The organism is Paraburkholderia strydomiana, from assembly GCF_031456815.1.
Classification (GTDB): domain Bacteria; phylum Pseudomonadota; class Gammaproteobacteria; order Burkholderiales; family Burkholderiaceae; genus Paraburkholderia; species Paraburkholderia caledonica.
In genome coordinates, this window is record NZ_JAVDVL010000005.1 from 35847 (window position 1) to 61464 (window position 25618).

Sequence of the window (25618 nt, forward strand, 5' to 3'; positions counted from 1 at the left end):
TCGTTCGTATTTTCGACATGGAGCTTGGCAGATGAAACTTCAGAGACAGGCAATCGTGATCGTCGGCGCGGATCGCAAAGGCTACTACATCGGTCCGGCGCTACAAGGGCGGGGCTATCAGTGCATTCATGTCGCGTGCGGCGAACCTGCGAGCGCCGATTCAGACTGCCCTGGCTGGTGCACGCACGAGTATCGGCTGCGCACAAATGACGACGCTGCGATCGCAGCAGTGGTTCGCGAGTTGAAGCAGTACAGCATCAAGGCGATCGTCGCGGCAGGCGACGGTGGCGTGATCGCTGCCAATGCGCTAGCCCAGCACTTTGATGTGCCGCGCAACCCCGCAGGCAGTTCGCTGCTGCATCGCCACAAGTATCACATGGTCGATGCCTTGCGACGCAAGGATGTGCCATGTGCCGCGCAGTTCTATTCCCGCAGTCTCGATGCGCTGAAGGCATGGTATCGCGGTTGCGGTTTCAGGCGTGTCGTCATGAAGCCGTCCTTGGGCGGCTATTCGGACGGCGTCGGCGTCTGTGAGAACGAGGCCCAGATCACCGATGTATTCGAGCGCAACATCAATCGCATCAATGTCGTCGGCGAGATCAAGGACGAGTATGTCATTCAGGAGTGTCTGGAGGGCAGGCATTACGTCATCAACACAGTATCCGTCGACGGCGCGCACTTCGTCACTGATATCTGGCACGACGTCAACCATCACGAAGAAACTTATCTGGTCGATGAGTACTCCGATCTGTTGAGCCGCGACGCGCCGGAATTTGCGGACCTGACTGCCTACGCATTTGATGTACTAGACGCATTGCAGATCGGCAATGGTCCCGCGCATACGGAAGTCATGCTGACGTCCAACGGACCGCGCCTGATTGAAACGGGTGCGCGCCTCGCGGGCGGCATCGACTTCGCGGTCGTCGAAGAGTGCAACGGTTTCAGCCAGATTTCCATGCTCGCGGACAGCATCGTGGCGCCGCATCTGTTTTCTCGCAAGGCTGCATTGTGTGAACTGGCGCCTCAGCGATTCGCGCGATTCATTTACATGTCGTCGGACGTGTCCGGGCAATTGAACGGCTCGCTCGATCTCGAGCGCTTTCTGGTTGTGCCCAGTCTCATGAGCATCAAGCTGGCGATCGCGCCGCGCGGGTTGCTCAGGCAGACACGCTACGCACTCGGTCATCCCGGCTACGCGATGCTGCTAGCGGACAGCCAGGCGGTGCTCGAACGTGACTACGCGATGTTTCGTGACATCGAGAGATCGTTTTTCACCGAAGCAACGGGACGTATCGATCTCGCCGGGCAACACGCGGCAGTTTGAACAAAAGGAGATTCGTCATGGCACAGACTCTCTGGCTACGCGCCGAATCCCGGCCCAATGAGCGCCGGACGCCGTTGATTCCCGTACATGCCGGCATCCTCGTGAAGAACGGTTGCCGCGTGATTGTCGAGTCGTCGGCGGAGCGGATCTTCCCCGACTCCGCGTGGCACGAGCAGGGGTGCGTACTCGTCGCGAATGGCAGTTGGCGTTTTGCACACCGTGACGCGCTGATTCTTGGCCTGAAAGAACTGCCCGAAGAGTCCTTTGCGCTCAGGCATCGACACATGTACTTCGCGCATGCATACGAGCTTCAGCGAGGTGCGGCGACACTGCTCGAACGATTCAGACGGGGCGGCGGAGTGCTCTATGACCTCGAACAGATCAAGGACCGTTTCGGCGCGCAACTTGTCACGGGTGGCGCAGGTTACTTCGCAGGGATCGCCGCCGCATTGGCATGCATCGCGATCTGGAAGCAGAGGCAGCAGGGCGAAGCCGTGCCTTATCGCGTACCTTCGGAATTCGCGGGGGTGAGCGAACTGATCGCCTATGCGCGCCATCTGGTTCAACGGGATTTCAGGCCGCCCCGCATTCTGGTGATCGGGCACCGCGGCAAGTCGGGTCGCGGCGTGACCCGGCTGCTCGATGCAATCGGGCTTGAGTACGTCTGCTCGCCGAAGATCACGAACGAGAACCTGCAAGTGCGAGAGAAGTTGCACGAATATGAACTGATATTCAACTGCATCAAACTAGCTCATGACACGCCCTTATTCCTCAGCGAAGAGATGATCGGTCCGCAGACGAAAACCAGGTTGATTGGCGATATCAGCTGCGAAGCGACGCATCCACGCAATCCGATTCCGCTGTATTCGGATCCGACCAGCTTTGCAGCGCCCGTCTGCCGCACGAAAACGGGTATCGACATCATGGCGATCGACAACATCACCGCGATGTTGCCTGTTGAGTGTAGCGAGATTCTCAGTGAACAGATTTTTCCGTACCTGTGCTCTTTCCTGCTCGCGGGTGGAGTGTACGACGCTTCCCCTTTCCAACGCGTAGTCGCCGCGTTTCATGCGGCTTGCGGCAGCATCAAGATGGACCCCGCAAAGGTAGCCATAACTCTCGACTAAATCTCGACCGTTATAGTCTGTTCGTCCCATAGCGACGCCGGTGCGTGAGCGCACCGGATCTGACGAAACGGAGATCTTGTATGTCGGAGCTTGTGAATGCAACTATCGGACCCGAAGCGAAACGCAGCTTATACCGGGGTGCTATTGCAGGTGCCATTGGTAACGCGATGGAGTGGTACGACTTCACCGTGTACGGCTTTTTTGCGGCCACCATCGGCACGCTGTTCTTTCCTTCGCAAAACCATTTTACGTCATTGTTGGGGTCGTTCGCTGCATTCGCGGTGGGCTTTGTCGTGCGCCCGTTCGGCGCGCTGATATTCGGGCATATCGGCGACAAGTTTGGCCGCCGTGCGGCGCTGTGGACTTCCGTCGTCTGCATGGCCGTACCGACATTCATGATGGGCGCGCTGCCGACCTATGCGCAGATCGGCGTGTTCGCGCCGGTGCTTCTCGTCTTGCTGCGTTTATTGCAGGGTCTCGCGGTTGCTGGGGAGATGGGCACATCCGTCACGTTTCTCGTTGAGCAGGCGGGCGGACGTCGGCGCGGCCTGGTTGGCAGTGCGGCGATGATGAGCGCGGCGGGCGGAACATTGGCCGGCTCCGCCGTCGGTGCTTTGCTCACGACCGTATTGAGCAGCGAATCGATCCACGCGTGGGGTTGGCGCATTCCTTTCCTGATTGGCCTCGGCATCAGCGCGATCGCGTTGTATCTCCGGCGCACGATTGCCGACAACGCGGCGCCGGCGAAGAAATCATTTTCGCCGTGGCGTGAATCACTGAGCACGCAATGGCGCATGATGCTGCGACTGATCGGCATGAATGCCGTCGGATCGATTGGCTTTTACTTGTGCTTTGTGTTCTCGACAACCTATCTCCGACAGACGGCGCATATGCCTGCGTCGATCTCGCTCGATATCAACACGCTGGCTGTGGCGATCCAGATGGGCACGTTCCCGATGGCGGCCGCGCTCTCGGACAAGGTCGGACGCCGGCCGGTTCTGTCGGCTGCTGCGACGGCGCTGTTGGTGCTCGGGCTGCCGCTTTTCTGGCTAATGCACCACCTCAATCCTATATTCGCCGCAGCGGGTCAATGCGTGTTCGCGGCGCTCATCGGCTGCTTCGTAGGCGTCGCACCAACTTACATGGCCGAGATGCTACCGCGAGACTTGCGATGTACAACGCTTTCGCTCGCGTACAACGTCGGCTTTGGCGTGCTGGGCGGGCTGACACCGCTGGCGGCGCTGTGGTTCATGCACCTCGATGCCAACCCACTATCGCCCGCTTATCTGTTGATGACCGCTGCCGTCGTCTCGCTGCTTGTCGTTGTACGCATGCCGGAAACGGCCCATGTCGAAACCTGATCGAGATACTTCGCAGACACGCACCGGCAGAACCAGTTCTTCGATTGGCGACTGCAGTAGAGAATCAGCCGGTTGCGCAACCTGTCTTTCCAGTTGATCTTAATTGCACCGCAATTGACATGAACATACGTGCCGACTAAGAAAACTCGTTGAATATCCGGTGCTTTCGCTGGTCAGCGCGCACAGGAAAGAATGGAGCGCGGTGCCATTTCATACTCATTTTCCGGCACCGCGAAGACGCTGATTATTAGCCTGCTTGGACCTGAGCCTACGCGAAGCCTTACCTCGACACGGATCTGATGCACATACATACGGAAAGTTACACCGGAGGAGGGCGCTGACCGCTCGATCCCGGGGTGAACAGCGTCAACGCTACTGCCCTATCTGTTTCTCTGATGTTCGAAGTGGGGTGAGCGGTGGAACCTTGGTAAACAGCATGATTCTGCTGCCGGGCGAGGCGCCATTCTCGGCGACTGCGTCAGCGCCGTCTTCGTGATGGCCCGGTTGCGGCGCGGGCTTATATTGGGTACCGGTTCGATGCTTGGTGCCGCACCACAATGACCAATACTGCCTTTGCCGCGTTAAAGGCGCTTTACGGAAAGCCGAGCGTGCTCGCTATGGAAGTGGCCACCGCCGTCGTGCCTGGCTTCGCGACCATGGTGTCGCCTTTCGTTCACGATGGTCGGCGACCCGTCCACTTTCGAAGAGGTAGCGGGCCCTGGGAAAACATGCAAGACTTCCGTTTCAATTTTCATGTCTATCCTCGGCGACGTTCGCGATTGACGTGCCGCACGGCCTGCCATCGAGCTTGGTCATGGCGCTCGCATCGCTGGAGGTGGGATCGACGCTGATCGGCTATCTGTGTTCGACGCGCGCCACGCAGAAGACCGGCGTTCGCGAGCCCACCACCTACCTCAACCTCATTCCCGTGCTGGCGATGGCGATCGCGGCAATGCGGGGCGACGCGATCGGACACGAACAGATGCTGGGCGCAGTGCGCGTCATCATCGGCGTAGGTGCATCGCTGCTGATGAAAGGGCGGTCGCACGCGGTGACACATCAGGCACTCTTTCGAAACGATCGAGTGCCGTCTTGAACAGCGGTTTCCACGAAAGAATGTGGCGGCTGATCAGCGCACCAATTTTCTCGACTTCGCCGTTTTCGGCGAAGTACACCATCTGATAATGATCTTTCACGGATTCCTTCTGCCGCTCAAGACCTTCAGGCGAATGGATTCCGTAGAGCCGCATGTCGTCGCGCAGTTGCATGACCATCTTCGTCAGCCACGGATTGCCGACTTGGCTCACCATCGCCTCGTGAAACGAGCGGTCGCTCGTAATGTAGGTGGCGACGTCGCCGGCTTCGACTGCATGCGCGATTTCATCCGCGAGACCGATCATAGGCTCGCGATCTTTCAGGCCTTGGCGAGCCAGCATTTCGAGTGCATAGCGTTCCAGCAGTTCGCGCATCGTGAAGAGGTTGTCGAGCGCGTCGAGCGACAGGCGTTCGACGCGAAAGCCGCGGTTCCGCATCGCGACGAGCAGGCCGCTGCGCGTCAGTTCGAGCAGTGCTTCGCGCACGGGCGTTGTCGAGGTGCCGAGGTCCGTCGCGAGGGCCGGCACCGAATACACGCTGCCAGGCGGAACGCGCCCCGATACGATCTCCGCGCGCACCCTCTCGACAACCTGTTCGCGTAAATTGCCTGCGCCCACGCCCTGAAGCAACCCCATCTCACGGCCTCGCTATCGTTTCAAAGGTTTGAGGTGGGGTGAGTGTACTAAAAAAAACTACAGTAGTGCGTGACGCGGCGCTGGACGCATGCCGCTCATTGTGTTTAATGCTTGTTCCGTGCGCCGGGAAGACAGGCGTGTGATCTGAGAGCGTCGACATCGGCAGCGCGGGCCCTAACGATGACGAGCGGTCGACGTCCGCGGGAGCCACGTGCGCGCCGGATTGCGTGCCCACAGCACGACGGCGTCGGCGTGATTGAGACAGGCACGCCCATGCCGCGTTCGAACATCAGCACGTGCGCGTAGTCCCCGTGCCAGCGACAAACCTCGATGGCGTACACGAGGTTCCAGCTGCCGAAGCAGCGCACAAAGCGAAGCGTCCGAGCCACTCGAAGCTGTCCACCACCGGCGTGCCGCTCGGCGTGGTAATGGCGAACGCGACGGAGTCGGCGCCGCCACGTGCACGGGTGTCGCTCAACCGCGCGGCGATTTTGTCGGGCGCTTTGTCCCAGGAGATTCCTGCCACGCGAGATCGGCGGCATCGAAGGGGCGCCGTTCGCCGCCATCCGGCGCGTCAGGCCCAGGAGGCTCGCCACCTGTTCGGGCGCCGAGCGGCCTTTGCGCACGGGGCGCCGCCCTGCTTTGGCTGGCGTTGGGCGCGCAGCGCCCGGATGAACGGTCCCCGGAATCTCGTTAGGCGAGCCGTAAAGAGAACGGCACAACGTGCAGTAGCCGGGTGCCCAACGGCGATGAATAGCGCGATACGTAACCAAGCATAGAGACGGTAACGTGTGACGCGCTACTTATATGCACTGCTGTACGATGCACCAGGAAGCGCTTCCACCCAATGTCGTTTTTGTTCTTTTCCTTGTCGGATTTCTTTTGGTCGACACGGTTCAGGATTATTGATTCGCCCCAAGCTTCAACACGACGTCACCATCAGGTTCACGAACGTACATGCTTTTGCGCTGAAATATAAGGATATTTTGGTTAGATGTAGATGCCACAAGGCCCACCGTAATGTAGCGACCGCTACATCAGTGAATTTCGCTTTCTGGACTAGGGTTAACCCTTATTGTGGTCTAAAGTGGGCTCTCTAAAATTCACTCACTTCGGAGTAATGCTGTACCACAACTACAAAGAACTCTGTCAGGCCTAGCGTAGCTTCCCGATAACGCTGCACGATCCGCATCTGCGTCCCACTATCAAGATAAGAATCAAGGGCGCCCGGATCGTGCGTCTCGGACTGATAGATCGTCTGTTACGTCGTCCAAATAAACGGGGAAGTCACTTCAAGCGTTCGGAACCTGTTTCGAGCGGACGCTTGCGCCTACGTATAGAGGAAATGATGCGAGTTCTACTGGTTGAAGATGATTTGCAGATTGGTCAAAGCCTGTTTCGCGCATTGAAGGACGCGCACTACACGGTCGACTGGATTCGTGACGGCAAGTCGGCAAGTGTTGCCATCGAATCCACCAGCTACGCCGCGGTGCTGCTCGACGTCGGACAGCCGAACCTCGGCGGAATCGAACTGCTCAGGTCGCTTCGTTCGTCGGGCAATCGCGTGCCAGTGATGAGCCTGACGGCACGCGACGATATCGATTCCCGCGTCAACAGCCTCGACGCGGGCGCCGACGATTGCGTGCTGAAGCCTATCGACGTGCGCGAACTGTGCGCCCGTCTGCGTGCCGTATTGCGGCGCAGGGCAGGCTACGCGACGTCGCGTATCGGCGACGAATCGCTCGGCCTCGATCTGGAGAAACGCACGCTGCATTGCAATGGCAAGGCGTCTTCGCTGTCGGCGCGTGAGTTTGCGTTGATGCACAGCTTGCTCGAGCGGCCCGGCGCGATCGTCTCACGCAGTCAGCTTGAAGACCGTATCTACGGCTGGGGACGCGAAGTGGAAAGCAACGCCGTCGATGTGCTGATCCATTCGATGCGCAAGCGCTTCGGCCAATCGCTCATTCGCAATGTGCGCGGCATGGGCTGGATGGTGATGAACTCGCGGCAAACGGAAGCGGCGGCCGCCTGAACTAGGCGACAGGTTAAAGCCCTAACTTTTTGCTAAATCTGCGTCCCCAGAATGATCCCCAGCTCGACGAACACATGCCCGCACCGATCATTCTGGAGCAGACCATGCAGGACCTTATCTGTGAAGCGTCGCCGAACGACTCAACCGGCGTCACGAGACGAACGTTTCGTAAGGCCTCGCCGACGGAGATAGTGTACGTCGCGACCCGCATGCTGGTTGTGAGCCGCAGCAGCATCGCGGGGCGTGTTAGCCAGGCGCAATCTGAGCGCGCCATTGCAACACTCGAGGCGCGTTACGGCATTCTGCGTTCTGTTGTCGTGGACGGTCACTTCATCGAGCGCGCCGATCACGCTAATGGGCTTCAAAGCTGGCTTCCCGCCGATCAATGGACGGCTGATGCGATGTACGCCATGTTGCTCGCCAGCCGAGCTGGACACGCGCAAACGGATGTACAGCGTCCATGTGTTCGCGAGCGACGGTGCGCTCGATGTCTTCATCCTTAGCTCCCACGCGGTGACGGATGCGTCGTCGCTGATCGAACTTCATGCGTGCCTTGCGCACATCTGCGACTGCATCGTGCGCGGCGGTGCGCTGGACGCGCAACCGTTTCCCGATCCCGTCGATGCATCCGTCGATGCCGCCGCCGAGCAAAGTCTTCCCGCGCTTCCCGCTACGTGGTCAGGCGACTACACGCAGGTTGCTCTGGTCGCACCGCGCGACAGCGGAACGTTGCGGCATCGTCTTGCGCGGATGGAGAGCGGGGCGGAGCACGTGCAGCGAATTCGCCTAGCCGCGCACGCAAATGGCTCGTCGATGCACGCGTTGTTGCCGCCGCGCTCGCGTTGGCAATTGCAGAGACCGCAGAAACCCGAGAGAAGCGCATTCTGATGCGCTCGGCCATCGACATGCGCCGCATACTCGAACCGCACGTCTCCGCCGATCTTGTCTTTTTGGCGATCACAGGACACCACCGATCGACGATCTCGACCAGCCGCTCTTCGAGATTGCGAAAATCATCTTCGACGATATTCACTCGGGCGTCGCGAACGGACCCATCTTCCAAGACTACCAGAACTATGCGAAGGCTTCCGGCAGCAAGCAGCAGGCGCCCGTTGCAATGAGCGTCTCCGACATGCAGACGGATGAGTTCCATTTAGCCAACCCACCAACTTAAGGTGACAGGATTCGAATACGCTGCTGGATGGCTGAAGCGATTCCCCAACGTTTCCGTATCGGTCATCGATGGAACGCTGATTGCGAAGGTGATGTGCGTGGGAGACTTCGTCGATCCTGCTAAGATGCAGGCTATTTGCGAAAGCGCCACGCGCAGACTCTTTGCACTTTGCGCGCGCTGAGCGCAGCCGCAGCGATTGATGGCAGACAGATATTGGTGACCTGTGCGTTCCAGGGAACCAAGAGTCGGTGCGGCAAGGCTTTACTGGCACATCGCTCGCAGCCGACTGCTGTCGTCGACCAGACCCACCCGCCGGGACGGGATTGCCGGTCGCTTACGCTTGTTCTACCAGCCAACTATCCTTGATTCTTGTGAGGAACGTAACTTACCCGGCGAGACGGGGGCGAAGGGCGCCAAGGCAATGAATTTCAGTGTCCAAAAGAGGAAGGAGCGGATGTTGTGGCTATCCCCCTTCATTTCTGAACACTTTGTGGACGGCGATCGTATTCGCTCACACGACTAATCTTGTCACTACTTTTCAACTGATTAGCACTACCAGTCGGTGCTGCCCGTGGATAGACGGATTTCGTCCGATTGCTAGCGCCGTCATCTAGACAGACGCGTGGTTGCGTCGCGCCTGGTCCGCCACTGTTAGCGCGTGACGGTATTCAGCCGGCCGTTCTGGGCGGTTTCTCTGCTTCGCTCCAGAAGCCGCAACGGGCCGCCACTTAGTCGACAATTAGCCGATACTCCCCTGCAACGGTCGCGGACATCGGGCTGAGTTCGACCACCGTCCCCAAGGTAGGGTAGGGCAGCGCGTCACCGCCAACATGCGGGCATATCCGCGCGCAGCGCCGCAGTCCCGCGATTGCGACCGCGGGACTGCGGCGAGAATTTGCAGCCGGCGCTTTCCCGGCGGGCAACAAACTGACTATCGCCGCTTTGATAGAGCCGGCCTCACGGCCGCCCGCCGCTCAGTTCCAACAGGCGTCGGTGACGCACATCCCGATTTGCAGGGATAAGTGCATCAGCGACGTGCCAGCCGCCCGTCTCGGATCACGTCAGGCAAGCGCCCTGATCTGCATCCCGCATTAGTTCATGCCGGGTCGGCCGGCGCGCTATGTATCTGGCCCGACGCGGGAATTCGCTGGCGACGAGTCGCCGAGATATGTGCGCGCGGCGCGCTGCGTCGCGAGACCCGTGGTCGGGCCGGTGCCGCGTCCCGAGAGCCACGTCGTCTTCAAGTCGGCCCATGGAAAAAACAGCACGACGCCGGCAGCAGCGCTTCACCGGCTTCGCGCCGCGCCAGTTGCATCGCGAGCGCGAGTTCGCCCTGGCCGAATCGCCTGCGACGCCGATTGAGTCCGCCGAGATGCCGCGCCCGATCAATGTGCGGTACGCGAGCAGCGCATCTTCGAGCGCGGCCGGAAACGGACGCTCTCGCGCGAGCCGGTAATCGAGTGCAAACGCGGACGGGCCGCGATGATACGCGAGCGCCGTCGTCACCGCTCGATGCGTCGCTGGCGAACCGAAGTGATAGCCGCTGTGCAGATACACGATCGCGCTCGTCAGCGGACGGCGAAGACGGACCCGTGCAGAGTCCGGGAAGATCGGCATTGGGTACGCGGCGCGAACGCGGATTGCACAGCCCGGCTTGTCATGCTCCCGGCAACGAAAAGCCGGTGCGGACGACCACGCACGCACGCCACGTCGGGCTCGGCGGAACGGCATGATGAAAAACGCCGCGCAATCAGCAGCGGCATCAGCCGCAAGATGAGACGGGCCCGCCAGGTTGCGCCGTCGCGCGTCCCCAGTCGGTCGGCAGCCGGATGAATCACCATGGCCGCACCTTACTGATGCAAGAGGCCCGGCACCGCGCCATAGTGATATGCAGCGCGAGCGGCATTGTTCGGCGAAACAGCGCGGCTTGCGCTCGTCGTGTCCGTCGCATCTGCAGCGATCGAGCAATCGACATGCACCGACATCCGCACGTGCTTGCGCGTGTCGAGCCGGCAGAATGCGATATAGCTTGCCGCGTCGTTGGGTTCGATGACTGCCTGGATTTTTGGAATGCCTCTCATCGCTTTTTCCGCGCCACATCGTCAGCGAAATTGCTTTATGAAGGAGAGATATTTGCGACGCAGTGAGCGAAGAATGAGGACGACGGCGCTCCGTTACTGCGTCGTTACCCTTTTTGTGCCTCGCCGAGCATGGCCGTCCAGCCGAGCCCGCGCACGTTGCGGATCACCGCCTGCCCGAACTTCTTGCGCACCGAGTAGATCAGCACATCGACGGCATTACTCTCGACTTCCTTGCCCCAGCCGTAGAGTTTGTCTTCGAGTTGATTGCGCGACAGGATCGTGCCGGGCCGCTCGAGGAACGCGAGCATCAGGGCGAATTCGCGCGCCGACAGCACCGACGACACGCCGTTGCAGCACAGCGTGCGTTTGTCAAGATCGAGATTGAGCGCGTCGTCACCGAGACGCGACGACGCGTAGCCCGCTTTGCGGCGCAGCACGGCGCGTATGCGCGCCATCAGTTCGGGGACGTCGAAGGGTTTGAGCACGTAGTCGTCGGCGCCGACGTCGAGGCCTTGCACGCGTGCTTCGAGATTGTCGCGCGCCGTGAGGATCAACACAGGCACTTTGTTACCCGCCCCGCGCGCCATCTTCAGCAACTCGATGCCGCCCACGCCGGGCAAGCCGAGATCGAGCAGTACGACAGTGTATCCGGCGGCGGCGATGGCGGCGCTGCCCGCATTGCCGTCACGCACCCAGTCGACGCTGTAATCCGCGTCCCGTAATGCACGCATCAGACTTTGACCGATCTGCAGATCGTCTTCAACCAGTAGCACTCGCATGATGTCGTTTCCAGCAACCAAGCGTTGTCGTCGGGTGCGGTGAGAAGTCCGTTCGCAATGCACCGGCTATTCCCATTCGGATGTTAGCCGAGTGACTCGCGAACGGGCGCCCGATAAACGGCAATGCAATTAAAAAATGTCGGCCGCCTGACGCAGCCGCCCCAAGGACTCTGGCGTACGCACCGATCGCCATGCCAGAACCAGAGGGACCAAATCAGACGAGTCGTGCTCCTCAGGTTCCATATTAGGCACGCAGTATTAGGCGGGAATTAGCAATTGACGAGTGCTTCGATCAGGGCGCGGCAGGAAAGCCCAGCGAAGCCACGACGCCTGTTTGTCCGTCGTTGCGATTTCGCAGCGTCACCGTGCCGCTGTAGCGATTGACGATTGCCTGCACGATCGAAAGCCCGAGCCCGCTGCCTTCAATTTGAAGATTGAGCCTGAAAAACCGGTCGAATACTCGCCGCAGCAATGCCTCGTCGATGCCCGGCCCCGTATCGGCGACTTCGATCCACACCATGTTGTCGCGCGTGTGCACGCTGAGGTCGACCTTGCCGCCGTCGGGCGAATAGCGGATTGCGTTGCTCACGAGATTGCGCAGCGCGATGCCAATATCGGCGTCGTTGGCGCGCACGTAGGCGCTCGTCATCTCCTCCGCGCCGATGTCGATGCCGCGCTGCATCGACATCGGCAGCACTTCCGCCACGGCATCGACGACGATTTTCGACACGTCGACGCGTGCCAGCATGTCGGGCCGCATCGCGGCTTCGGCGCGAGCGAGGCGTAGCAGTTGCGCGATCAACCGTCCGCTGCGACGAATGCCGCTCTGCAATTCCTTGAAGCGCTCCTGATTGCTGGGCGCGATATGCGGCTGAAGGTTATCCGCCTGCAATTGCAGTGCCGTCAGCGGCGTGCGCAGTTCGTGCGCGGCGTCGGAGATGAACTTGCGTTCACCCTCGATCGACTGCGCGACCCGCTCGATCATCGTATTGATCGACACGATAAAGGGCCGTATTTCAGTCGCCACGCCTGACGTAGAGAGCTTGTCGAGATGCGTTATGTCTATGGCTTGCACCTGTGCGCCGAGCCGCGTGAGACGCCGCAGTGCACGGCGCACGACCAGCGCGACGGCAATCCAGACAAGCGGCACCAGCACGATCATGGGCCAAAGTGTATTGAGCGAGCGTTCCTGCGCAAGCTCTTGGCGCACGCTGGAACGCTGCGCGACCTGGATGACGGTGCCGGGCTCGCGCAACGTGAAAATGCGCCAGCTTTCGCCGCCGACATCCGTTGTCAGAAAACCGGGTTCGGCATCGCGCGGCAATGCGAGCGCCGGTTCCGTCGAGCGATAAGGCGAGTCGATGTCGTCTCGCCACACCGTCAGCACGATGTCGCGCTCGGGCTGCGAGCCTCGCGCGGGAATCGCAGGCAGGGCATCGGCGAGTCCGGCGCGATAGAAGCGCGTGGCAACCTGTTCGAGACGCATGTCGAGCAGCGCGCTCATGCCCGCTTTCGACAGCTGGTAGGAACTGAAGCCCTGCACCACGCCGACGACGCTTGCCAACACGCACAAGGCAAACACTAGTTGATTTCCCAGCGATCGGATTTTGGGCATGGCGGTGATTGAAGCGTGCCGTCCGGAAGGTGATGGAATCGCGCTCTAATTTGCCGCAGATGCGAGCTGGTTCCACAGCGCATGCACGCGTCGTTGGCTCGTTTTCGTTGTGACGACGATGCGGGCGAAGAAAACTGTGCGCGCCAGCAGCGTTAACTTGCGTGTGATGGCGTCTTGAGCCTCATCAATGACCAACGTAGATCGGCTTCAACCCACGTCGTATTGCGTATTGTTGAAGGCACCGCTTTGGGACGCGCTGTGGCGACACCGCCGTGTCCGCTCATGGTCTTTGCGTAGATGCGTTGTTGCCCGGTTGCCGTTAAATCGACGGCACCGTGCGGCGCGGTCCGCGAACGATGCGACATGCAATGTGATCAGCGCGGCGGCCACCGCAACAGCTGAAATCAGCGATTTCATGATCCTTCCGTCCAGATGTTATCGATCAGGGCTCGTTTGCCGAAGAAACCATCGTATAGATCGACAATTAGAAATAAATGAGCGCCAGTTCAGTGCGGGCTCTAATGCCAGTAACCGTACACGTAGTGGTGATGCGGCCGGGCGGCGCGTCCGATGCGCCACCGCCCCAATAGCCGCTGACAACCGCAGGCGCAGGCGGCGGTGCGCAATTCACGGGCGGTGCGTGGGAGGGCACGGGCGCAACAGCAACCACAGGCGCAACAGTAACCACAGGCGTGATGGGCGCGAGGGGCAAGCCGACACCCGCGCCGACGAACACATGGGCCTGCGCGACGCCCACCATGGCCAAACCCAGAAGCGCAGCGATTACAACTTGGCAAACCCGTTTCATGTTGCTCTCGTTGTCCGATGCTTTATCCGATGCCCTGTCGTGATCTGAATCGCTTAATTCGCATTCGGGGCAGAGAGTCTGAGCAAAGAAAGCGGGATTTCCAATCAGCTACACACGTTCATATCGTAGCGTTCTGCTTACTAATTTATCGCTAATTCAGCGCCTCTACTGTTTCAATCCATCGAACGCACATTCATCATCACCCGACCCGACATCTTTAAGGAGGACATCATGTTCACCAAATTTGCTCATCGTTTTGGCGCGTTGTTCGCGCCTTTGCACAATCCCGATCACGATGACGTCCGCGATGCGTTTCTCGCCTCGTCGACCGACCTCGCCGATCTCGAACGCCGCATGAAGCGTTACGACGACGACCACGAGTATCGGGTCCATGTACACGCGAGCGTCACGCCGCGCGACCGGACGTCCTGAAGCGCCCTCGCAGGCAAACACATCGAAGGAAACAGGAGAGTCACTATGCGTCACTATCGAACCGACAGCCCCGAAGCCGCCGCGCGCATCGTCGCGGCCTGTCTCTTGTCCGATGGTCATGTCGGCATCGACGAACTCGAAGCGCTTCACCGCATGGGCATGGAACAGCGTCTGACGATGAATCGCGGGCAGCTGCTCACCGTCATTCAGCAGATGCGCGAAGACCTCACAACGTCGGCTTATCTAAACTGGGGCGACGCGTGTCGCTTTGATCCCGCAGTGATCTATCACCTCGGGCACGACGTGAGGGACTGGCGACTGCGTCGCGAGATTCTCGCGCTGTGCGAAGAAGGCGCGCGTGCCGATGGACATCTGTCCGAAGGGGAAGCGGGGTTTATCCGCGTGCTGAGGAACATCTGGCGCTCGCCGCACGAACATGGTCTTGCCCACGCGCGGCCTACATTGCGCGTAATGCAGCCGTCGACGGCATGACGCCTCGTTTTTTCCGCCGACGCTTCATCGGCCCAGGCGGGAAACTGTTCATACCTTTCCCATGGTTCTGTGGAGGTAAGGAAAATCAGGAAAAGTCAGGATTAACCGAAATTGCATGCTTGTTCCGCAAGTTCGTAGAACACGGCTCCGGTATTCCGCGGGATTCCATCCGCATCGCACGGGCGACTGCCTACGGCGTTGTCGGACCCGGCGACCGATATCGTCTGGATCGCACGCGCCGGCTATGGCTGTGCGCATGTGCTGCCAGCGCTGCCCGCTAAAGTGCCATGCGAGAAATCCGTGATCGGCTTTTCCGATGCGACGGCTCTCTCTTACGCATTCCTGCAGGTTCCCGGCATCTGCGTGATTCACGGGCCGATGCTGAACGGCCTGGCGGCGAAAGTGGACGACCTGGTGTTCTCGATGCACTCACAGGAGGCACGCAGCGCCGCTGCCACGCGAACGTCTCCGTGAGCCGGCTGATTCGATCAAAGGTCCACTTGTCGGCGGCAACCTCACAGTACTTGCGAGCACGGCCGGCAGCCGCGCTCGGCGTCCAATCTACGTGAGCCTCCCGTGAGACATGGTGAACGCAATCTGTCGTGTGTAGTGGGGCGGCCTATCGAGATCCTCGCAGGCGTGTTGCTGCGATAGCTTTGGCTTTCGCATACCCCGTGCGATCAATGCTCGTTGGAACAGCGGACGGGGCTCGGCCGGGAACGGCCGTTCGACAATCGTCGGCAAATCATCGACAGTTCTCGCGTGGCTCACGCACGTTCGGGGCTAACGAAGCTTGCCGTTTTTCAATCCGCGGTATTTCGGAGCCTTGTATGCCCGCACCCCACATCGGTAGCTGCCTCTGCGTCGGATCAAGTTTGAACTGCGGATTGGAGCAATCAACTTTTATGTGTGTCATTGCACGACCTGTCAGCGAAGAACAGGTGGTGGTGCACTGCCTGTGATGTCGTCGGTCGAGCCGATTTGCATGTGCTGGAAGGTGAGCCGATCATGCTGACCTTTAACTCTGGTCGTCGGCCGCAGCGGCGCAGCGTCTGGCCCTGCTCGAACCCAGCCAGCGTTGAAATCGGCGCATGGACGTAACGGAGACACGTCTGGCCTTGCCAACGACGGCGCACGGTAAGCCTCGGCTGTCAGCATCAAGCGGTACGTTGTCGAGACTGCCCGCTTTCGGGACCATCTTCCCGTTGCGGTGGATCGTGCCGCCCGCGTTCGAGAGCGGGCCCGCGTCGAAGACAGCAACCCTTGCGCCCGTTAGAGGCTTGCTGTACGGAAGGCGCGCGTCACCCGCCCAGACGTTCGAGGGCTTCGCGCATGGCGCGTGTCGACACGCGCACGACGCCATCGAGCGGCGTATCCATTTCCAGGATCAAGAAGATCGCGCCGGATGCGCAGAGCGCACAAATCAGGAATGCGAAGATAACGGTGCCGTTGCGCGGCGACAGCACGCCGAAGGTGCCGAAGATCACTGCGAGCCAGCAAACGAGCACGAACATCAGCGCGGGCGGCAGTGTGCCTTCGCGTCGCAACAGCGCGAGGGATCGCGCGGTGAATACGTCATCGGCAATTTGTCCGGCGCGCAGTTTGAGATCGCGTTGAGCGTCGTTGGCCGCGCGGAGACTCTCGATGCCGCGGCCAAATTCTTCCATGCGCCCGATGATCGCGGGGCTGTCGAGCCGCGCATCGCGCGTGGCGTCGTTCGATGCGATCAACGCGATCCAATCGGCATAGTTGCGCTTCAGCGTCCGCCGCAACGGCCCGGTCTCAGGCCCGTATTGCGCGAGCACGCTGTCGAGGCGAATCATGTTCGCCGCGTTCTGGATCAGGTTGTTGTTGACCGCATCGAAGGAATTCTTCGCTGAGGAAATGAGCAGACCGAGGACGAGCGCCGCAATGGTCGCGACCAATCCGATCGAGAGTTTGATCGCGCTCATTGAGTCGTCGCTCAGATGATGTTCCGGCAAGCGTGTACTAACATAAAGACCGAACAGCGCGCTCAGCGAAACAAGCAGGAACACCAGCAACGCAACCATCAAATGCGACAATGCGCTTCTCCCAAGGCGTTGTCCTGGCGGGCGCATGTGCTCCGTCGTGCTGGCTTCGTGACGTAGAGCGACGCGCGTGGCGACAATACACATGATAACCGAAAAAACGCCGGTTTCGGGTCGGCTTCCCGCGGAGCCCGTGTGAAACGCACCCATCGCCTGAACTGAATCAACGCATTGAGTGCGGGTGACTAATCAACGATTCTGGATTGATAGCTGTGAGCAGATGCATAACCGCTGTACACCGGCGACGATACAAAGTTTGCACTCGGCGTCGGGGAGGTACTAGCACCACTACCACCGTAGAAGCTAACGTTTGGATTGCGTACGTTAAGGTAAGCTGCGCCAACGCTTAGCGGCCCATGCGAAAAATTGGCACCCACAGACCAGATTTGATTGCGCGTAGCATCTCCCGCGACTCCGCCAAGGCTATACAAGCCACCAAATGGCAACCCGGCGAGATTGGCGCTCGTGTACTTTATAGCGTTGTTGACCCGCTGTGTGTTATTGAAATTGTCAAGGTCTCCGGGATGTGCCGCGATATACCCTCCCCACTGGTCGGCTACGACGAACGGACCCAGATTGTCCACGACTGAGTCGTACTGGCGTCCGGCAGTCACTGTGCCGTACTTGCTCGAAACCCCGACATATGCCTGCCGCCCGAACAGAAGTCCTAAAGTACTGCCACGGTTCTTGTTGGCGAGGGAACCACTGTTCACGTCAAAACCGTTTTCCAAAACAAACAGTGCTTTCATGCCACCGCCCAAATCCTCGCTACCGCGAAGGCCCCAACGGCTCCCTTGAATCACGCCACTAGATAGGTTGTAGAGATTATGGCCGCCCGAATTTGAATTCCAATTCACGCCATCGTCGACAATTCCGTAGAGTGTCACGCTGCTTTGAGCCTGCGCAGCCATCGAAAACACGCTAAGTGTGGCAAGAGTAAGAATGGTTCTTTTAATTTTGTTGTCTCCAGTTATTCAGTATGCCTATATATAACGACGTGATACGTACGAGGATGACGGATATCGACTGCATGACGTTTTCCATCTGTCGTACGTTGCGGTCCTGGGGTGGTCTCCGGTCATGCGCAAACTGTTTGGAAAGAAGCGAAAGACGGATCCGTTGCTTGACGAGAACGAGGACGGGGGGCGCGCCCACGTCATTGATGAGGCGATTTCGGCGCTGGTGTTCGAGGAGGCCAGAAAAACTTCTTTCTTTGCAAATGTTCAGGCGCTGGATTATGAGTTGCTGCGCACGATTAAGGGATTGACGACAAGGCTCGAGGTTGGCCGGTGCTCGGGGAAACAATGGGAGGTCGCAATACTGAGTGGTTTCGAGGTCTGGCGTGCTTTGCGCAATCGACGGAGCGGTACCATCTGTTGCGACCTCATCGCAGGAACGATCAAACTGATCTGACAGGTATGGTGGCATCGCAAGCGGTGTCTAGCGATTGCTGCCATTATGGGGATGGCCCCGCGAATCTTCGCTTTATGGAATCCTGTGGTAGACCCACCGTCAGTGGGAACGCTGGACCTGGGGAAACCACAAGGCTCATTCGGAGCAACTCAACTTGGAATGTGCCTTGGTAGTACCGAATGCTTCTCGCTACCTTCGACGACCGACAGTGGCGTCGAGGCATTGAAGAAGAAGATCATAAGGGCCCCGTCTGATCCGGTCGAAGCCCTTCACGACCCCGTGGATCCAAGTTTGCCCCGGGTTGCCGAACTTGGACAACCTGATCGAGTAGTTTCCCTTTTTTTCGTCGCCAGTTCCGTCGTTTGCAATTTCGATCGTGCCTAGGTGGCGACGTCGCGACACGTCGCCACCGGGCAGAAGTTCAATCGTGACGCGGATCATTTTGTGTGCCGTTCAGTTGTATCATCGCGAGAGTCTAGCGAAGTAAGACAGGAATGTCATCTGCCGGCAGCTGTAGACCGAGGTGGATTTATTGATCATCTGATGTTGTCTGCGGAGCGCTGATAAGTGCAGACTGAGCTTTTCGATTTCGTGACAACCTGAGCTTCATGAAAGCTGCGCAGACAAAGGGCCTCATCAGCGTGCGCCCGATCTCCGATGTGGAAAAGAAGATCTAAGGAATAAACAGGCTGCCCATGCGATTGAGTCGGATCGTTATCAAGAACTTCAGAAACTTCAAGCACTTCGATGTCCGGTTGGGTGAGCATGCCGTTGTTCTCGGCGAGAACAAGGTCGGCAAGACCAATCTCCTGTTCGCGCTGCGACTGATCCTTGATCCCGCACTTCCCGATTCATCGCGCAGACTGCGTATTGATGACTTCTGGGATGGACTGGCGCGCCCGCTGAAGGCGGAGGACGTCATCGAGGTGTCCGTCGAATTTCGGGACTTCGAAAACAACGAGAATCTGCTTGCAGTATTGGCGGATCATTTGGTGCGGCCAGATCCGATGGTGGCGCGCGTCACGTATCGCTATCAGCCGGTGCAGGGGCTCGAAGGAGCGCCGCGGAGCGAGGCGGACTATGAGTTCATTCTCTTCGGTGGAGGTCGGATCGAAAACGCGATCGGTTATGAACTGAGGCGATGGATGCCGATGGATTTGTTCCCGGCCTTACGCGACGCCGAGTCGGACCTCGCGCGCTGGTCGAGATCACCACTTCGACCGCTGTTGGACCGTGCAGCAAAGACGGTAGATGCGAAAGCGCTCAGCGCGATCGCTGGCGAGGTCCATGCAACAACCTCGAAGATTGCGGCGCTCCCTGAGCTGTCCGATGTGGTGAGTCAAGTCAACGATCAGCTCACTGTCATGGTTGGGGATAAGCACGCAGTTAAAACAGCCTTGGGGTTCGCACCGACCGAACCGGAGCGCTTGCTGCGCGCATTACAAATGATGATCGATAGCGGAAAGCGCGGCGTGGCCGAGGCCAGCCTCGGTTCCGCCAATGTGCTTTACCTTGCCCTGAAGCATCTTGAGCACCAGTACTTGGTAGATGAAGGGGAACGTCAACACACCTTCTTAGCCATAGAAGAGCCTGAGGCTCATCTGCATCCGCACCTCCAACGGCTCATTTACCGAAACTACCTGCAGACGCGCGACGAGGTTCAGGCCGATACAGAGCCACGCAGCATTCTTCTCACAACGCACTCACCCAACGTAGCAAGTGTGGCGCCGCTCGCCAACGTGGTTGTCCTACGCCATGTTGTCGATGCAGGACATACCGTTGGGCGTTCTCTCAAGGGAGTCAAGCTCAATACCAGCGATCGCGAGGATCTGGAGCGCTACATTGACGTCACGCGCGGCGAGCTTTTTTTCTCGAAGGGTGTCATCCTGGTTGAGGGCGATGCGGAGAAGTTCCTATTGCCCACGCTGGCCAAGCTAAATGACAAGGCTTTGGATTTCGATGCTATGGGTATCTCCGTCTGTTCCATTGCTGGAACCAACTTGGCGCCCTATGTTCAATTGTTGGGCCAGAAAGGACTTGATATTCCGTTTGTGGTGCTGACGGATTTCGATCCCAAGAATCAAGCGGTGAGCCAGGAGGACGCAGACCCTGACGACAATGGTGTGGGAAACAGCTATGGCAAAAATCGTGTCGTTAATCAGATCATGCGTCATCTTCTGGACGAGGAAGTCTGGGACAAAAGCAGCTATGGAGAGGTTCTCGAGCTCGCGCCGAAGCATGGCATCTTCCTGAACGAGTTTACGTTCGAGATTGATCTCTTTAAGGCGGGGGCTGAGGATTATTTTCATACAGCGGTCGGTTCGCTAACCACCAACAAGAAAATGCATGCGCGCTTTAAGGGCATGTCCGCAGACCCCGACTCGCTCGATCCCTCGCAGTTCCTCAAGGACATCGATTCCATCGGTAAAGGAAGAGTGGCACAGCGCCTTGCAGCGGTCCTCGTGGAGGAGAGCGTCGATGTATGCCCAACGTACATAAAGAAGGCTCTGAAGTATTTGAAAGCCAAACTGGCATGAGTACCTCGACACCTCTCTATCTCAAAGCTGCGGAAGATTTGCGCGAGAATGAAGATCAATGGTGCGCCTACCAGGCGACGGGGAACTGTGTCATTTTGGCAGGCCCTGGCAGTGGTAAGACGAAGACGATCACCATTAAGATCGCCCGACTTCTTGCTGAAGACGTCCGCAGACCGCGCCGCATCGCGTGCATCACCTACAGCAATGCTTGCGTCGGTGAACTGCGATCACGGCTTACGAGACTCGGCGTGGGCGACAGCGATCGTCTCGTGCTTTCCACTGTTCACTCTTTTTGCCTGACGGAGTTGGTGTTCCCTTATGCCAAGATGGCGGGGCTCCAAATGCCGGATCCACTGGTTGTGGCTTCACCAGCACAGGCAAGAGCGCTTTTCGGCGATGCCTATCGTGCGCAGTTGGGCGGGAACGCACCGGCATGGTTCCGCATGGCCTGCGACAGGCTACGGCGCACGATTCTGGACCGAGGAAGTGACGAATGGCGCGCGTGGTCGGCCCGGGAAACGATGGTAGTCGAGGCCTACGAAAATTTGCTTCTACAAAACGGCCTGATCGACTTCGACGGATTGGTCCTTGCCGGCCTGCAGCTTGTTGAGAAGAACGAATGGGTCCGGCATGCTATTCGGGCCAAGTATCCCGTGGTCGTGATCGACGAATATCAGGATCTCGGCGTGCCCCTGCACCGCATCGTGTTGGCGCTCCTTCAAGCGGGAGTTCGGATCATCGCTGTGGGTGATCCTGACCAGTCCATTTACGGGTTCACCGGTGCAAAGCCAGACCTGTTGAGAGCGTTGGCTGGTCTCCAGCAGATGGAGTCCGTTACGCTCAAGTTGAATTACCGGTGCGCCGATAGAATCATCGCTGCCTCCAGGGCGCTCTTGCCCGAGCCAGCGGAGTTCCGTTCCCATGATGGCCGGTCCGGCGAAATCCATATTCACCGTTTGGAGTGCAGCATTCGCGAGCAGGCGGACTATGCGCTCGGTACGCTGGTGCCAGCGTTGCTCGGGGCGAATCCGTCGTGGGCGCCGGGAGATATAGCGGTGTTATACCGCACGCTTAATGAGGGCGCGCCGATTGCGGAGGCGGCAGATGCTCTTGGTCTGCAATACTTCCGTCTTGACAACGGCTCACCCATCAAGCGCACACGCGTGACCGAGTGGCTCACGGATGCGGCACGATGGTGTTCCGGGGGATGGCAGACCGGGGAAATCTCGCTCTCCCAACTCCTCAAAGCATGGCGACGGATGTACCGCTCGGTCACGCACGAGTCCGAGTTGCTGGCTACACGGAAGCGCTTGATTTCGGCACTGTTCTCGCTTCGGGATAGTGCGCTCCCTTTACGCCGATGGCTCTTGGCATTGCGTCGCGACGTGCTGGATGAATTACTTGAACAAGAGCCTGGACTTGCCGATGAGAAAGACAACCTTGAAGAACTGACAGCGGCCGCGGGGGCAGGCGGCCCCCTGCGGGCATTCACGGTGGAGATCTTCGGGAATCAGGGTAAGAGCCCCGACCAGATAAATCTGATGACGCTGCATAGCTCGAAAGGATTGGAGTTCCAAGCTGTCATCATGGTAGGGCTGGAGAACGGAGTGTTCCCCAGTGGCTTCGACAGGACCGACGAGCAGCTGGAAGAGGCGGCTCGTCTGTTCTATGTAGGCGTGACGCGCGCCAAGACACAGATTCACCTGACCTATGATTCAGATGAGTCGCCGTTGATTACGTCCATGAGGGAGGCGGCTTAGTTGAATCGACTTTCAAAGTCCGACCGGTGATCGGCCCAGCCACGACCATGTGTGGCTACAGCAAGCGATCAAAGAGAGGCGGGGCAGTGTTGGACTACTTCAACGGCAGAGAATGGCTGACCTTGCTGTGCCGATGCGGCGACTTCAATTAATAGCGAAGCGCCGAATCAGCCTTCCACAAACCTCGCTGGGATTTCGTTGAAAATTGCCGGACGTATCCGAAGAGACAAACTGAGATTTCAAGTATGACAAGACCTGAGATTGACCTTCGGCGAGACGATTTTCTCCTCGGGGATTTCCGAAATCTGGATAGGCTAGCAAAGGTCGAACATCCGGGTAGAGATGAAGTCAGACTCCATGCTGCGACAATACGGAGGCTCCTGCTGGACGGAGAGTTAGGAGCTGCTGCCGGTCGGCGAGGGTTGCCGCTCAAATTTGCGGTTCCCGATTCCCAGCCGCTTGTTCGGTCAGCGCGTGAGGGGCATGTTGGTCAGTTTTGCTTGATGGGAATGTCTGGGTATGGAAATCTTACGGCGTATATGTCACCAGGTCCTGGCGGCTACGACTCCATTGCCGAGGAGTTCGATCCGAACAACGTTGTCCGTCTCAATTTGGCGAAATTCCTCGGCCAACAGGTGGCATTCTGTACCGGTGTGTTTCTTACGCGGCATGACGTTATCGCTTATGTAGCAAACAAGGTTGCCGGTGTTCACTACGACACCTCTGCGACGGGGCGTCTTGACGAAGCCAAGATGCGTGCCCTCGGTGAGTTGATGGACCGCTTTCACATTCGCGCGGAAGGGGGATCGCTACTCTTGTACTCAGGTCCGCGCACTGCCAAAACCGAACCGACGGGCTTCAGATACGAGCCTGACTCTATCGGCGGAGTGTTCTTGGAGCTTCTTGCGTGTGTCACGTACATTTTGGAGAGTGAATGCGTCCTCGTGCTCAGACGGAGCATCGAGCGAGACCTCTTGCGACACTGACATGCTGATTTGTCGTGTGGCATAGTGCGAGCAGTGTTACAACGGGCGGGGAGCGACGGACACCCTGCGGGATGGCTCGTCGACCGCCGTAAATTCGCAAATGCACGATACCTGTAGCGAGACACTGAACGCACGGGTTCGTTAGCGTGACGCGTTTGTATCCGTTTTTTCCATATCATTCCGCCTACCCGTGGGGGTAAGGTTTGGGGTAAGAGGGCACCCCCTCATTGAGTAATTCCCTGTGGGGCGGCCCCAAGGGGTACTATGCAATTCCGACCTGGATGAGGCTCTGTGAATTGAGGCGTCGGCGCCCGCAGGCTTTAATCGGACCGCATTGGAAAATGCTTTGCGGTATCGATGACGGTATTGCCAACAACAATGGTCTCGAGGTACTTCATCTTTGGGACTGCTTTAACAGGGTTGTTAGTGGATATCCGATGGGGTCCGCGGAGCCGCGGCAAGTACCGGAGGTATTTTTCGGTATCCTTGGCGGTATCGTCGATATTTGAACTAGCTGCTTCCCTGTCCAGATAAGGTTGCAGCCATCGGGTTGACAATCGAGTGGGAATAAGCGGTAACAACCGGCGTGCAGATCGAGCACGTCCGGTCCATTAACCGACGCAAAAGACCGAAGCTGACTAGACGCGACCAAGCCCGACCAAGCGCGACCAAAGCCATCGTCGACGTAAAAGGTCTCGCAAAGGAACGCTGCTTCCGCAGTCTTCCCGCCGTCAGCATCTCGCAAGGCCCGCTTCCCCGCGGGCCTTTTTCTTATAGGTGCCACATCTAGCTGCTAAACCCAGCGGCCTCACCACGCCGCATAGGCCCAGACTTTGCTGCGCCTACACACATGACCCATTCGACGCATCGCGAGACTCGTCCCACCGCATCGCCGATACTGATCGGCTGTGCAGGCTGGGCGCTGTCATCCAATGTCGCGGCGCAATTTCCCACGCAGGGCAGCCATCTCGAGCGGTATGCGCGGGTGTTCCCGGCTGTGGAAATCAACTCGTCTTTCTATCGCCCGCATCAGCCGAAAACCTACGCCCGCTGGGCGGAAACCGTACCCGAAGCGTTCCGGTTTTCCGTGAAGATTCCGAAGGCGGTCTCGCACGAACTCAGGTTGCGCGACGCCGATGCCGCCATGAGCGCATTTCTTGCGGAAGTCGCGCCCCTAGGCGAGAAAATGGCCTGCCTGTTGCTGCAGTTGCCTCCGAGCCTCGCATTCGATAAATCCGTCGCAAGCGACTTCTTTGCGCTACTGCGCGACCTCACAAGCGTGCGCGTTGTCTGCGAACCGCGTCATGCATCGTGGTTCACCGACGAAGCCGCGCAGACTCTAATCGACGGCAGGGTCGCCTGCGTGCGCGCGCATCCACCGCCCGTCGCCGGCGCCGAACCGGTGGGCGATCCGCGCACCTTGTACATCCGTTTGCACGGCTCGCCTCGAATCTACTATTCGGCCTACGACGAGCCGTTCATCGAAGCGGTCGCGGCGCGCATTGTCGAAGCCCGCGATTCCGGAGCCGACGTCTGGTGTATTTTCGACAACACCGCGCACGGCGAGGCGGTGCCGAACGCCTTGATGCTGATGGAAAAACTGCAAGAAGCGGCTGCTTAGGCGGCCCTTCACAAGGTACATCTCGTTCGCAGGCTTAGCCGGCTGCCCGACCACATGTCTGCAACTCGTCAGGCGCACTCTTGAGCCAAAGCCTCGCAGCATCTCGACACATTGCTACTCGCGCTCGCATTGCGCCGCTATGATTGGGGCAGGGTGCAGCACGCGAAAAGCGCCCTTGCATTGTGTCGAAGATGCGGAAAATGGCTTCGCCGTGCTGGCGATGCCACGGTTGAAGAAGCGCTTGTTGCAGGTCCTGAAAAACTTGAACAAAGGGGAA

Annotated in this window: 22 protein-coding genes and 2 pseudogenes; 15 read left to right on the forward strand and 9 right to left on the reverse strand. The window is 58.8% G+C overall.

Translation table 11 applies throughout. From position 1 onward, the window contains the following. Nucleotides 1-31 precede the first annotated feature (31 nt). The 4 genes from J2W46_RS15255 to J2W46_RS15270 all read left to right on the forward strand — a co-directional run bounded on the left by J2W46_RS15255 (nucleotide 32) and on the right by J2W46_RS15270 (nucleotide 4908). The gene (locus tag J2W46_RS15255) at nucleotides 32-1324 is read left to right on the forward strand and encodes an ATP-grasp domain-containing protein (RefSeq protein ID WP_310354774.1); all 1293 of its coding nucleotides are present in this window, start codon (nucleotides 32-34) and stop codon (nucleotides 1322-1324) included. Nucleotides 1325-1341: 17 nt separating this feature from the next. Then, on the forward strand, nucleotides 1342-2451 hold the full coding sequence (locus J2W46_RS15260) for a Rossmann-fold NAD(P)-binding domain-containing protein (protein WP_310354776.1): 1110 nt from the start codon (nucleotides 1342-1344) through the stop codon (nucleotides 2449-2451). Nucleotides 2452-2531: 80 nt separating this feature from the next. Continuing rightward, on the forward strand, nucleotides 2532-3812 hold the full coding sequence (locus J2W46_RS15265) for an MFS transporter (RefSeq protein WP_310354778.1): 1281 nt from the start codon (nucleotides 2532-2534) through the stop codon (nucleotides 3810-3812). 814 nt (nucleotides 3813-4626) lie between these two features. Continuing rightward, a complete protein-coding gene (locus J2W46_RS15270) occupies nucleotides 4627-4908 on the forward strand; it encodes a hypothetical protein (protein ID WP_310354780.1) in 282 nt (93 codons plus the stop codon). Here J2W46_RS15270 and J2W46_RS15275 read toward each other — a convergent pair. Further along, the gene (locus tag J2W46_RS15275) at nucleotides 4817-5542 is read right to left on the reverse strand and encodes a GntR family transcriptional regulator (RefSeq protein ID WP_310354782.1); all 726 of its coding nucleotides are present in this window, start codon (nucleotides 5540-5542) and stop codon (nucleotides 4817-4819) included. The two genes, J2W46_RS15270 and J2W46_RS15275, sit on opposite strands and share 92 nt — an antisense overlap. Before the next feature lie 1348 nt (nucleotides 5543-6890). On the opposite strand from J2W46_RS15275, the gene J2W46_RS15280 reads away from it, so the two are divergent. The 3 genes from J2W46_RS15280 (at nucleotide 6891) to J2W46_RS15290 (ending at nucleotide 8462) form a co-directional block, all read left to right on the forward strand. Further along, nucleotides 6891-7574: a response regulator transcription factor gene (locus J2W46_RS15280; protein ID WP_310355229.1), complete on the forward strand. Its 684-nt coding sequence runs from the start codon at nucleotides 6891-6893 to the stop codon at nucleotides 7572-7574. Nucleotides 7575-7648: 74 nt separating this feature from the next. Beyond that, the gene (locus tag J2W46_RS15285) at nucleotides 7649-8077 is read left to right on the forward strand and encodes a hypothetical protein (RefSeq protein WP_310354784.1); all 429 of its coding nucleotides are present in this window, start codon (nucleotides 7649-7651) and stop codon (nucleotides 8075-8077) included. Beyond that, on the forward strand, nucleotides 8022-8462 hold the full coding sequence (locus J2W46_RS15290; RefSeq protein WP_310354786.1) for a hypothetical protein: 441 nt from the start codon (nucleotides 8022-8024) through the stop codon (nucleotides 8460-8462). Before J2W46_RS15285 ends, J2W46_RS15290 begins: the two co-directional genes overlap by 56 nt. A 1342-nt stretch (nucleotides 8463-9804) precedes the next feature. Here J2W46_RS15290 and J2W46_RS15295 read toward each other — a convergent pair. The 6 genes from J2W46_RS15295 to J2W46_RS15320 form a co-directional block, all read right to left on the reverse strand. Beyond that, nucleotides 9805-10479 (reverse strand): alpha/beta hydrolase, encoded by a 675-nt coding sequence (locus J2W46_RS15295; RefSeq protein ID WP_310354788.1) that lies wholly within the window; start codon nucleotides 10477-10479, stop codon nucleotides 9805-9807. A 119-nt stretch (nucleotides 10480-10598) separates the two neighbouring features. Further along, entirely contained in the window at nucleotides 10599-10829 is a 231-nt protein-coding gene (locus tag J2W46_RS15300; protein WP_310354790.1) for a hypothetical protein, read from the reverse strand. Between the two features lie 104 nt (nucleotides 10830-10933). After that, entirely contained in the window at nucleotides 10934-11608 is a 675-nt protein-coding gene (locus J2W46_RS15305) for a response regulator transcription factor (protein WP_310354792.1), read from the reverse strand. Nucleotides 11609-11900: 292 nt separating this feature from the next. Continuing rightward, on the reverse strand, nucleotides 11901-13223 hold the full coding sequence (locus J2W46_RS15310) for a sensor histidine kinase (RefSeq protein ID WP_310354794.1): 1323 nt from the start codon (nucleotides 13221-13223) through the stop codon (nucleotides 11901-11903). Between the two features lie 207 nt (nucleotides 13224-13430). After that, entirely contained in the window at nucleotides 13431-13640 is a 210-nt protein-coding gene (locus J2W46_RS15315) for a hypothetical protein (RefSeq protein ID WP_310354796.1), read from the reverse strand. A 67-nt stretch (nucleotides 13641-13707) separates the two neighbouring features. Continuing rightward, on the reverse strand, nucleotides 13708-14031 hold the full coding sequence (locus J2W46_RS15320) for a hypothetical protein (protein WP_310354798.1): 324 nt from the start codon (nucleotides 14029-14031) through the stop codon (nucleotides 13708-13710). Between the two features lie 231 nt (nucleotides 14032-14262). Between J2W46_RS15320 and J2W46_RS15325 the strand changes: the two genes are divergently transcribed. The 3 genes from J2W46_RS15325 (at nucleotide 14263) to J2W46_RS15335 (ending at nucleotide 15429) form a co-directional block, all read left to right on the forward strand. Next, entirely contained in the window at nucleotides 14263-14463 is a 201-nt protein-coding gene (locus J2W46_RS15325) for a DUF3563 family protein (RefSeq protein ID WP_310354800.1), read from the forward strand. Between the two features lie 45 nt (nucleotides 14464-14508). After that, entirely contained in the window at nucleotides 14509-14955 is a 447-nt protein-coding gene (locus tag J2W46_RS15330; RefSeq protein WP_310354802.1) for a tellurite resistance TerB family protein, read from the forward strand. A 198-nt stretch (nucleotides 14956-15153) separates the two neighbouring features. Then, entirely contained in the window at nucleotides 15154-15429 is a 276-nt protein-coding gene (locus tag J2W46_RS15335; RefSeq protein ID WP_310354804.1) for an LD-carboxypeptidase, read from the forward strand. Nucleotides 15430-16256: 827 nt separating this feature from the next. Here the strand turns inward: J2W46_RS15335 and J2W46_RS15340 are convergent. Both J2W46_RS15340 and J2W46_RS15345 read right to left on the reverse strand, forming a co-directional pair. Further along, nucleotides 16257-17018, reverse strand: a complete 762-nt coding sequence (locus tag J2W46_RS15340) for a bestrophin-like domain (protein ID WP_310354806.1) — start codon at nucleotides 17016-17018, stop codon at nucleotides 16257-16259. A gap of 209 nt (nucleotides 17019-17227) precedes the next feature. Continuing rightward, nucleotides 17228-17980: pseudogene (locus tag J2W46_RS15345) on the reverse strand (porin); the annotation flags it as partial. 58 nt (nucleotides 17981-18038) lie between these two features. Between J2W46_RS15345 and J2W46_RS15350 the strand changes: the two are divergent. From J2W46_RS15350 to J2W46_RS15370, 5 genes and pseudogenes are all read left to right on the forward strand, one after another. Beyond that, nucleotides 18039-18437: pseudogene (locus tag J2W46_RS15350) on the forward strand (nucleoside triphosphate pyrophosphohydrolase family protein); the annotation flags it as partial. A 695-nt stretch (nucleotides 18438-19132) separates the two neighbouring features. After that, nucleotides 19133-20974, forward strand: a complete 1842-nt coding sequence (locus tag J2W46_RS15355; RefSeq protein ID WP_310354808.1) for an ATP-dependent nuclease — start codon at nucleotides 19133-19135, stop codon at nucleotides 20972-20974. Then, complete coding sequence (locus J2W46_RS15360; protein WP_310354810.1) at nucleotides 20920-22734, forward strand: ATP-dependent helicase; 1815 nt, start codon at nucleotides 20920-20922, stop codon at nucleotides 22732-22734. The genes J2W46_RS15355 and J2W46_RS15360 overlap by 55 nt, the downstream gene beginning before the upstream one ends. Before the next feature lie 539 nt (nucleotides 22735-23273). Next, nucleotides 23274-23720: a hypothetical protein gene (locus J2W46_RS15365; protein ID WP_310354813.1), complete on the forward strand. Its 447-nt coding sequence runs from the start codon at nucleotides 23274-23276 to the stop codon at nucleotides 23718-23720. An 850-nt stretch (nucleotides 23721-24570) separates the two neighbouring features. Further along, nucleotides 24571-25341 carry a DUF72 domain-containing protein gene (locus tag J2W46_RS15370; protein ID WP_310354814.1) on the forward strand — a complete coding sequence of 257 codons (771 nt, stop codon included), beginning with the start codon at nucleotides 24571-24573 and terminating at the stop codon, nucleotides 25339-25341. Nucleotides 25342-25618 lie beyond the last annotated feature (277 nt).

Bases quoted from the DNA above. Each gene is read 5' to 3' on its own strand.
- J2W46_RS15255 (WP_310354774.1), top strand. From the start codon at position 32: ATGAAACTTCAGAGACAGGCAATCGTGATCGTCGGCGCGGATCGCAAA.
- J2W46_RS15260 (WP_310354776.1), top strand. From the start codon at position 1,342: ATGGCACAGACTCTCTGGCTACGCGCCGAATCCCGGCCCAATGAGCGC.
- J2W46_RS15265 (WP_310354778.1), top strand. From the start codon at position 2,532: ATGTCGGAGCTTGTGAATGCAACTATCGGACCCGAAGCGAAACGCAGC.
- J2W46_RS15270 (WP_310354780.1), top strand. From the start codon at position 4,627: ATGGCGCTCGCATCGCTGGAGGTGGGATCGACGCTGATCGGCTATCTG.
- J2W46_RS15275 (WP_310354782.1), bottom strand. From the start codon at position 5,542: ATGGGGTTGCTTCAGGGCGTGGGCGCAGGCAATTTACGCGAACAGGTT.
- J2W46_RS15280 (WP_310355229.1), top strand. From the start codon at position 6,891: ATGCGAGTTCTACTGGTTGAAGATGATTTGCAGATTGGTCAAAGCCTG.
- J2W46_RS15285 (WP_310354784.1), top strand. From the start codon at position 7,649: ATGCCCGCACCGATCATTCTGGAGCAGACCATGCAGGACCTTATCTGT.
- J2W46_RS15290 (WP_310354786.1), top strand. From the start codon at position 8,022: ATGTACAGCGTCCATGTGTTCGCGAGCGACGGTGCGCTCGATGTCTTC.
- J2W46_RS15295 (WP_310354788.1), bottom strand. From the start codon at position 10,479: ATGCCGTTCCGCCGAGCCCGACGTGGCGTGCGTGCGTGGTCGTCCGCA.
- J2W46_RS15300 (WP_310354790.1), bottom strand. From the start codon at position 10,829: ATGAGAGGCATTCCAAAAATCCAGGCAGTCATCGAACCCAACGACGCG.
- J2W46_RS15305 (WP_310354792.1), bottom strand. From the start codon at position 11,608: ATGCGAGTGCTACTGGTTGAAGACGATCTGCAGATCGGTCAAAGTCTG.
- J2W46_RS15310 (WP_310354794.1), bottom strand. From the start codon at position 13,223: ATGCCCAAAATCCGATCGCTGGGAAATCAACTAGTGTTTGCCTTGTGC.
- J2W46_RS15315 (WP_310354796.1), bottom strand. From the start codon at position 13,640: ATGAAATCGCTGATTTCAGCTGTTGCGGTGGCCGCCGCGCTGATCACA.
- J2W46_RS15320 (WP_310354798.1), bottom strand. From the start codon at position 14,031: ATGAAACGGGTTTGCCAAGTTGTAATCGCTGCGCTTCTGGGTTTGGCC.
- J2W46_RS15325 (WP_310354800.1), top strand. From the start codon at position 14,263: ATGTTCACCAAATTTGCTCATCGTTTTGGCGCGTTGTTCGCGCCTTTG.
- J2W46_RS15330 (WP_310354802.1), top strand. From the start codon at position 14,509: ATGCGTCACTATCGAACCGACAGCCCCGAAGCCGCCGCGCGCATCGTC.
- J2W46_RS15355 (WP_310354808.1), top strand. From the start codon at position 19,133: ATGCGATTGAGTCGGATCGTTATCAAGAACTTCAGAAACTTCAAGCAC.
- J2W46_RS15360 (WP_310354810.1), top strand. From the start codon at position 20,920: ATGCCCAACGTACATAAAGAAGGCTCTGAAGTATTTGAAAGCCAAACT.
- J2W46_RS15365 (WP_310354813.1), top strand. From the start codon at position 23,274: ATGTCACCAGGTCCTGGCGGCTACGACTCCATTGCCGAGGAGTTCGAT.
- J2W46_RS15370 (WP_310354814.1), top strand. From the start codon at position 24,571: ATGACCCATTCGACGCATCGCGAGACTCGTCCCACCGCATCGCCGATA.